Origin of the sequence: Microbacterium sp. Bi98 (assembly GCF_918698045.1) — a bacterium.
Lineage (GTDB): Bacteria > Actinomycetota > Actinomycetes > Actinomycetales > Microbacteriaceae > Microbacterium.
The window spans coordinates 599,588-607,955 of record NZ_CAKKLK010000002.1 but is presented as its reverse complement, the minus strand read 5'-3'; the positions used below and the strand labels follow the sequence as shown (position 1 = coordinate 607,955).

Sequence of the window (8,368 nt, the reverse complement as noted above, 5' to 3'; positions counted from 1 at the left end):
GCTGGTGGCACCACCGATCCCTCGGGACCTCGGGGTGGGAGATCCGCATGGACGACGGGGTCCCGCAGGTGCGGGGACCGGGATGGTGGGATCCCGACGAACGATGGCGCACACCGAGGCTCAGCGTGGCGCGACTCACACTCCCCGCGCCGCTCACCCGCACCGGATGACGCGGGTGAGCGTCACCGATGCGACCGCAGCAGCGCATCAGCGCATCAGCGCATCAGCGCATCAGCGAATCGCGAGCTCGAAACCGTCCGCCGTCGGAATGACGGCCACCTGGGTGAGGTCATCGACATGGAAGGTCGGCTGATGAGACGTCGCGTGCGCGCCCACGCCGATGACCCGCATCCCCGCAGCATGCGCGGCCTGGATGCCGGCGCCCGAGTCCTCGAACACCACGCAGTCGGCGGGGTCGACGCCGAGCAGCTCCGCACCCAGCAGGAAGCCCTCGGGGTCGGGCTTGGAGGCCGACACGTTCTCGGCCGTGACCGTCAGTGCGGGCACGGTCAGGCCGGCCTGGCCCATCCGCGCGTTCATCAGCGTCACGTCGGCCGAGGTGACGATCGCGTGGGGGTAGGGGAGCAGGGCGGCGAGCAGGGCATCCGCACCCTCGATCGGGATGACGCCATCGACATCCTTGCTCTCGTTCGCGAGCATCACCGCGTTCTCGCGGATGTTGATCTCGTGGTCGCGCTCCGGCAGCATGATCGCCATGCTCTGATGCCCCTGCCGGCCGTGCACGACGCTCAAGACAGTCTCGGGAGCGATTCCGTGGGGCTCGGCCCACGCCAGCCAGAGCCGTTCCACGACAGCCGTCGAATCGACGAGAGTGCCGTCCATGTCGAGCAGGACGGCGCGGGCGCTGATGGTCTCGGTCATCCCCTCAGGCTACTGCCGCAGCATCTGAAGCCCGACCTGACGGCGCTACCCACCGAGGTACGCGCGGTGCAGCAGCTGCGAATCCTCCTTCAACGCCTCGGCGGTGCCCTGGAAGGAGACGCGCCCACCGGCCACCACCACGGCCTCGCGAGCCAGGCTCAGGGCGAGCTGCGTGAACTGCTCCACGAGCAGCACCCCGACGCCCGACTCGGCGATCGACTTCACGATCGGCATGAGCCGCATGAACACGACAGGCGCGAGACCGAGCGACATCTCATCGATCAACAGGATCCGCGGCTTCGCGGCGAAGGCACGTGCCAGCACCACCATCTGCTGCTCGCCACCCGACAGCAGCGCGGTGGGGGAGTCGATGCGCTTCTCGAGCTCAGGGAACTGCGCGAGCGCCGCATCCTGTTCCGCAGGCGTCCGCGCGGTGAGCGAGATGTTCTCGCGCACGGTCAGCGATGGGAACACCGCTCGCCCCTGCTCGATGTGCACGATGCCGCGCCGCGCTCTCGACACCCGGGACAGCTTGTCGAGCGGCTCGCCGTCGAGCATCATCGATCCCGCGGAGTGCGGGGTCACCCCCGACACCGATTCGATCAGACTGGTCTTGCCGGCCCCGTTCGGTCCGACGAGCGCCAGCACCTCGCCTCCGCGCACGGTCAGCGACACATCCGAGATCACCGGCCCCGCGCCCCGGCTGACCGTCACCCCGTCCAGCACCAGTTCGCTCACTTCAGCAGCTCCGTCTCTCCCATGTACGCCTTCACGACCTCCGGGTTCGCGAGCACCTCGGCCTGCGGACCGCTCGCGAGCACTCGACCGAAGTCGAGCACAGTCAGCGTCGGGCACACCGAGCGCACGAGATCGAGGTCGTGCTCGATGATGATCAATGCCACGCCGAACCGGGCCGGCAGCTCGCGCAGACGCGCGGCGAGAGCCAGGTGCTCATCGTGCGACAGGCCGGCCGCGGGCTCGTCGAGGATCAGCAGCCGCGGACGAGAGATCACGTTCGCCGCGACCTCGACGAGTCGCCGGGTGCCGACGTCGACGCTCGACAGGCGCGCACCCGCCGGCGGGCATCCGAAGAACTCGAGAACCTCATCGATGTCGGATGCGGCGAGTCGGCGTCGAGCGACGAACCTCACGTACGCGCCGACTGTGAGCGACGGCGGGACCCTGTCCTGCTGGAAGGTCCTGCGCAGCCCGAGCCGGGCGCGACGCGTCGGAGACAGGCCGGCCAGATCGCGATCTCCGAGCAGTACTCGACCGCCGTGCTTCGGCAGGAACCCGCTGATCGCATCCACGAACGTCGACTTGCCTGCCCCGTTCGGACCGATCAGGCCCATGATCGACGCCGCCGGCACCTGGAACGACACATCGTCCAACGCTGTGAGAGCACCGAACTGCACCGTGAGTCCGTCGACAGTGAGCACCGGTGCACCATCGAGCGCGCGCTCATCGACCGTCGCGGTGGTCGTTGTCGTGATCGCTCGATCCTCGGCATCCGCATCGGGAGGCAACGCGGTCAGCTTCGCCGAGGCGGTCCTGCGATCCGCGCGCTTCCAGATGAGATTGCGGATGCCCTGACCGAGGTTGGTCCCGCTGGTGAGCGCCTGCACGCCCAGCACGCCGAAGACCACGAACGCCCAGTCCTGCGGCACGCCCCAGCGCTTCAGCAGCTCGGGCACGAGCACCCAGAGGATGCCGCCGAGGATCGCCATGTCGATCAGATGGGCCCCCGACATGACGGCGAGGACGTAGAGCGCCAGCGACTGCAACGGGGTGAAGCTCGATGCGAACGGAAGCTGCACCTGGCCGGCGAGGAGTCCTCCGGCGATGCCTCCCAGCGCAGCCGAGACGGCGAACGCGGTGAGCTTGGCGCTCTGCACGCTCTGCCCTGCAGCCGCGGTGCCGCGTTCCGAGAAGGCGACCGCCTTCCAGCTCGAGCCCCACCGTCCGCGCTGCAGGAAGAAGACTCCCAGCGCGCAGAGGGCGAGCACCACGACCGAGAGGAAGAAGAACTCGCGATCGTTCGAGAACAGCGTCGGGCGCTCGACAGCCGTGCCGTCGGCGGACCCGGGGAACTGGATCTGCACGAGGGTGACATCCGCCGCCGCAGCGAAGCCGAGCGTGACGACCGCGAGGTTGACGCCGCGCAGCCGCAGCGCGGGGAGCCCGACGAGGATGCCCACAAGACCGGCGGCAATGCCGCCGAGGAGGAGCCAGACGACGAAGCCGCCCGGCGCCTGCATGACGTTGAGCAGCGAGACGATCCAGGCGCCCACGGCGGCGAACGTGAGCTGGCACAGCGCGATCATGCCGGCGGAGCCCGTGACGATGCCCAGTCCCAGGATCGCGATGGCCGCGACGACTGCGCTGATCGCGAGGAACACGAAGTAGCCCGGAAGCGCCGCGCTCAGAATGGCACCCAGTCCGACCGCCGCGGCGGCGACGGCGAGGGGCCAGGACAGACGGAACCAGGGACGGTCAGCGAGCGGCATCCCACACCTCCTTGCGCTGCGTCCACAGGAGCAGGACGACGATGAACAGGAACGGGAGGAAGTTGCGCACGAGCGCGACCTCGTCGATCTGCGCGACGAGCCCTCCCAGAACGCCCAGTACGACTCCGCCGACGACGGCGAGGTCGAGACGGCGGAAGCCGCCGAGCAGCGCAGCGGCTGCGGCGGGGACGATGAGCATCGCGAGGCTGGTCGCGTCGTTCGACTGCGACGGCGCCACGATCATGATGGCGATCGCGCTGATCACACCGGTCACGAACCACACCGCGATGGAGAGCGGACGGGAACGGATGCCGAGCAGCTCGGCGGTGGTGGGGCGCTCGGAGAGCGCGCGCAGCTGCGTGCCCACTCTCGTCCGGCGCAGCACGATCCGCACCACGACCGCCGTGACGACCGCCATGGCGACGGTGGCGACGGTGACCTGACTGATCACCACGCCCCCGAACGAGAAGGCGGGGCCCGCGATGATCGGGGTGAACGGCTGCGGTTTGTTGCCGAACAGGATGAACGACATCGAGATGAGCAGGAGAAGCGGACCGACGGTCATCGCGGAGCGAGTGGTGGTGGAGGCCTCGGAGAGCCAGGTCGCGGCGATCCACCCGATGGTGGCGGAGAGCGCCCCGCCGACGACGACGCCGAGCACGGAGCCGAGCCAGATCGGCACCCCCAGTTCGCTGACGAACCACACGGCGCTGAAGGCGCCGAACATCCCGGTCGCGGCCTGGGCGAAGTTGACGACCCGCACGAGGCGCGACATCAGGGTCAGGCACACTCCGAGGACCGCATAGAGACCGCCGGCGGCGAGACCGGCGATGGCGCCTTGCAGCATGAGGCGTCCTTTCTGGTGTGAGGGGGAGAGGACCTGCCGCCGAGAATGCGCTCGGCGGCAGGTGAAGGGCGGCTACTCGCCGATGCGGAGCCAGTCGTCGGCGACCTTCTCCCAGGCGTTCGTGCCGGATTCGAGGATGATCGGCCATCCCGCGGTGTTCTGCGTGCCGAAGGCGTAGGGCGTTCCGACCATGGGGTTCTCGATGGGATCCATTCCGCGCAGCGCCTCGGTGACCGTCTCGCGGGTGATGTCGCCGTCCATGCCCTCGAGCACCTCGATGAAGTAGGTCGCGGCGAGGTATCCGCCCTGGCTGAATGAGGTGAGGGGGATGTCGTTGGCCTCCATCAGCTCCCGCCAGTCGGTGTTGATCTCGTCGTCGTCCGTGAACGGGTAGAACTCGGCGGGCACGTAGATGCCGGCCCCGGCGTCATCGATCGCATCCGCGAAGTTCTCGCTGTAGACGCTCGTCAGATAGAGCCAGGTCACGTCGTCCCAACCCTGCGCGTTCGCGGCCTTGACCTGGCCGATCGCGTCGGGCTCGACGGGGTTGATCGCGAGCGCCTTACAGCCCTGTTCGCGGGCCTTCACGATGTAGGGCGTGTAGTCCGAGGCGCCGTACGGCACGGTGTCGTCGACGTACTTCGGCTCCTTGCCCGTGATCTCGGTCCACTTGTCGATCGCCGCCTGGTAGGTGGGTCGGGTGGATCCTGCGATCTCCAGCAGGATGCAGATGTCGTCGAGTCCGAGCACCTCCGAGCCGTACTGCAGCGTGAGGGTCATGTCGTTGAACGGACCGACGTTGGCGGGGGAGATGTTGTCGCTCGCGAAGCAGCCGGTATCGACTCCGATGCCGGGCAGCGAGAGGATCTCCTCCTGCTCGTAGTACTTCGCGTTGATCTCGCACTCGATCAGGCTCGCTGATCCGACCAGCGCGACGGCCCCGTCGCTGCCGACGAGCTCTCGGGCTGACGCGGTGGCTGTGGCCGGGTCGCCCTTGTCGTCGAGGGTCTTGTACTCGATGGTGCGTCCGTCGAGGCCTCCGGCCTCGTTGAAGGCGTCGAACACCGCCGCCGCCGCCTGCGACGCCTCGGGGAACGTCGCCGGACCGCTGATCGTGTTCACGGAGCCGACGACGATCGGGGCGTCGCCGCCACCTCCGCTGCCGTCTCCGCTGGCGCAACCTGCCAGAGTGAGGGCTGCCACGGCGATGAGCGCCGCAGTGCCGGATACTCGCTTGTTCATGTGATTCCTGCCTCTCGTGTGCTTGTCGTGCTGCGGTCAGTCGCGCAGCGCGCGGTTGACCAGTTCGGTGTCGGTGAACTGCTCGAACGCGACGACCCGGTGATCGGCCAGGCGCCAGACATGCGCGACACGTGCCGCGAAGAATCGGCCGGTCGCGCGGTACGTGCCCGAGTAGGTGCCGATGCCGACGACCACGTCCCCGCCGTCGATGACCTCGTCGATCGCGACCGTGTAGTCGTCCCACTCGTCCTGGATGCGCTGGAAGACGCCTGCCGCGACCGCATCCGGCCCGATGTACGTGCCGGCGTACGGGAAACCGGCGGCCTCGGTCCAGCTCACGTCGTCGGCGAGCGGCGCCAGCATGCCGTCGAGGTCGCTGCGGTCGCTGGCCGCGTAATGCGCTGCGATGATGTCGGCGTTGCTCATGGGAGGTCCTCTCCTGGATCTCGTCGCGGGGTCAGACGGGCTGGGCGTCGGGGTAGTCGACGGACCCGAGCGGATAGATGTGACCGCCGCCGCGGGAGTGCTCCGCGGCGCCGTCGCCGGTGAGGCCGAGGAAGATCCCCGTCGTCATGAGCTGGTAGCCGAGGTCGTGCAGCCAGACGCTCGCGACCGCGATGCGGAACTCCCGGAAGCAGAAGAGGTAGAGGCCGTCGGCGAACTTCCAGACGGTCGACAGGTCCATGTCGCCGTGGCCCCGCTGCACGCCCTCGAGGCACTGCCAGGCGTAGCGCCGGCTCGAGATGTAGACGTGCTCGTAGAGGTGGTGCGGGCTGTACCGATAGATGTTGCGCTTGCCGATGAGGTCTCGGCTCGGCCCCGGCACCTCGCCCGTCGCGGGACCGGCATCGGTCGTCGCCGCCCAGAAGTCCTGACCGACCTGCGGTGTGCCCTCGACAGCCTCCGGCGCGATGCGTGATCGCACGACGGTGGCCCGGTGGGTCGAGGTCGAATAGACGACGGTGATCGCTTCGCGTTCACGGCTCTCGATCGGGATGTTCACGAAGATGACGTCGTCACGCACCGCGACGGCGTCGTACGGGTCGGTGCCCGACTCGCCGAGTCCTGACCAGGTGACAGCGACCGCATCGAACGTCAGCGCCAGCGCGGATCCATCGTCGAGCGTGAGCGTCAGCGCGGTGCCCGACAGCGAGGTGTTCGGCAGTCGGAAGGTGTCGATCCCGGCGGCGAACTCGTCGTACGTGCGCCATTCGTCGAGTGCGGGATCGGTCGTGACGGGAGCGGTCATGGGAGTCCTGACGTCGCATGCGGCGGAGCGTCCTCGCTCCGGGCACCGCATCCTCGCGGTGTGCTTGCCTCATGCTCCGGCTCGCCCTGGCATCCGCTCAAGAGAAGCGGCGCCATCGCGCGCCGACAGTCAACCGGCGTGCCCTGCAGAGCAAGGACGGGCCTGGGAATCCGCCGTGGCGTCAGCGGCGCGGCTCCGGGCGGGTGTCAGGATGAGTCATGCGAACAGAACCCCGGGCCGCCCTCTCGCCGGCGGTCAAGGCGGTCGCCTGGACGGCATCCGTCTTCTTCGCTCTCCTGTTCTTCGCCGTCGCGTGGGTCTGGTGCGGGATGTCGTACGAGGAGGAGTTCAGCGAGCAGCCGAAGGCCGTCTCCGCAGGGTCGACGATGGAGGGCTGGGGGTTCACCATCGGCCTCGTGCCCGTGCTGGTGCTCCACGCCCTGATCGCGATCGGCGCCTTCTTCGCCGTCCGGGACGGAGGACGCCGCGGGGGGCTTCTCAGTGCGATGCTCGCTCTCGCGCTCGTGGCGGCCGTGTCTCTGCCGGGCTTCGTCGCCGTGCAGATGCTGTACGGCGGCACGATGTTCGCGCCGCCGGTCTACGTCCCCTGACGGACGTTCTCCCGCTGCGCTGCGCTCAGTGCGCCGCGCGGTACTCGCTGGGGGAGATGCCGAACGCCGACTTGAACGCGCGGCTGAAGTGCGCCGCATCCACGAAGCCCCATCGGGCCGCGATCGCGGCGACGGGCCGGTCGGCGAGCATCGGGTCGAGCAGATCGCGACGGCACTGCTCGAGGCGGCGGGTGCGGATCCAGGTCGACACCGTCACGCCCTGCTCCTGGAACAGGCCGTGCAGGTGACGGGTCGAGATGAAGTGCGCCGATGCGATGGTCGCGGGTCCGAGATCCGTCGAGGCGAGGTTGCGGTCGATGTACGAGCGGATGCGCTGCACGAGCGCGCGATGAGGGTCGGCCGACACCTCGTCGAGGCCCAGCTCGCGGGTGAACACCGTCGTGACGAGGTCGAGCGCGCTGTGCGCCAGTCGTGCCCCTGTCGTGCCGGCGAGCTGGTCGAGGTTGCCGGCGAGCTGCGTCAGATACGGCACGACCATTCCGCCGAGGCCACCCTGACCCGAGATGCGCACCGCGGTGAGCTGGCCGATCATGTCGGAGGGCAGGCTGATCAGGTGCTTGGGGAACATCACGACCATCGTGCGGAAGTCGTCGTCGAAGACCAGCGAGTACGGGCGGTCGGTGTCGTAGACGGCGAGATCGCCGGCCTGGAGCACGGCCTCCCGGTCGTCCTGGATCAGCATCCCGGTGCCGGCGAGCATGAGGCTCAGCTTGAAGTACGACCGGTCGCTGCGTGCGATGAGCTCGGGTGTCCGCTCGACGACGTGCGAGGTGGCGCGCACCTCGTTGACGTGCACCTCGTCGACCGAGGCGCCGCGGATGATCCCGCGGAAGTGGTCGGGCCCGGCCGTCGACACCTGGAGCGGCACGAAGGACTCCGAGACGGCGGCCCGGAACTCGCTGATGTTGCGCGCGACGAGCGTCGACACCGATTCGGCGGGGGCGGCGAGTGCACCGTTCATGACTGATCACCTCGGGTGGTGGAACGACGACGTTGTATACGATCCGTG

At 68.7% G+C, this 8,368-nt stretch carries 9 protein-coding genes; 1 reads left to right on the top strand and 8 read right to left on the bottom strand.

Features of this window, described 5'->3' with window-relative positions; translation table 11 throughout:
* Positions 1–231 precede the first annotated feature (231 nt).
* The 7 genes from LQZ85_RS06650 to LQZ85_RS06620 form a co-directional block, all read right to left on the bottom strand.
* Complete coding sequence (locus LQZ85_RS06650) at positions 232–882, bottom strand: HAD-IA family hydrolase (RefSeq protein ID WP_053095452.1); 651 nt, start codon at positions 880–882, stop codon at positions 232–234.
* 45 nt (positions 883–927) lie between these two features.
* Entirely contained in the window at positions 928–1,620 is a 693-nt protein-coding gene (locus tag LQZ85_RS06645; RefSeq protein WP_056277784.1) for an ATP-binding cassette domain-containing protein, read from the bottom strand.
* Positions 1,617–3,389 carry an ATP-binding cassette domain-containing protein gene (locus tag LQZ85_RS06640; protein WP_056277789.1) on the bottom strand — a complete coding sequence of 591 codons (1,773 nt, stop codon included), beginning with the start codon at positions 3,387–3,389 and terminating at the stop codon, positions 1,617–1,619. Before LQZ85_RS06640 ends, LQZ85_RS06645 begins: the two co-directional genes overlap by 4 nt.
* A complete protein-coding gene (locus LQZ85_RS06635) occupies positions 3,376–4,236 on the bottom strand; it encodes an inner-membrane translocator (RefSeq protein WP_053095455.1) in 861 nt (286 codons plus the stop codon). The genes LQZ85_RS06640 and LQZ85_RS06635 overlap by 14 nt, the downstream gene beginning before the upstream one ends.
* A gap of 72 nt (positions 4,237–4,308) precedes the next feature.
* Positions 4,309–5,478 (bottom strand): ABC transporter substrate-binding protein, encoded by a 1,170-nt coding sequence (locus LQZ85_RS06630; protein WP_056277792.1) that lies wholly within the window; start codon positions 5,476–5,478, stop codon positions 4,309–4,311.
* A 36-nt stretch (positions 5,479–5,514) separates the two neighbouring features.
* Positions 5,515–5,904, bottom strand: coding sequence for a nuclear transport factor 2 family protein (locus LQZ85_RS06625; RefSeq protein WP_056277795.1), 390 nt, complete (start codon positions 5,902–5,904; stop codon positions 5,515–5,517).
* A gap of 31 nt (positions 5,905–5,935) precedes the next feature.
* Entirely contained in the window at positions 5,936–6,727 is a 792-nt protein-coding gene (locus LQZ85_RS06620; protein WP_056277798.1) for a MoaF C-terminal domain-containing protein, read from the bottom strand.
* Between the two features lie 218 nt (positions 6,728–6,945).
* On the opposite strand from LQZ85_RS06620, the gene LQZ85_RS06615 reads away from it, so the two are divergent.
* The gene (locus LQZ85_RS06615; protein ID WP_230100685.1) at positions 6,946–7,338 is read left to right on the top strand and encodes a hypothetical protein; all 393 of its coding nucleotides are present in this window, start codon (positions 6,946–6,948) and stop codon (positions 7,336–7,338) included.
* A gap of 25 nt (positions 7,339–7,363) precedes the next feature.
* Here LQZ85_RS06615 and LQZ85_RS06610 read toward each other — a convergent pair whose 3' ends face one another.
* Positions 7,364–8,320, bottom strand: a complete 957-nt coding sequence (locus LQZ85_RS06610) for a helix-turn-helix domain-containing protein (protein ID WP_053095460.1) — start codon at positions 8,318–8,320, stop codon at positions 7,364–7,366.
* Between the last annotated feature and the right edge of the window lie 48 nt (positions 8,321–8,368).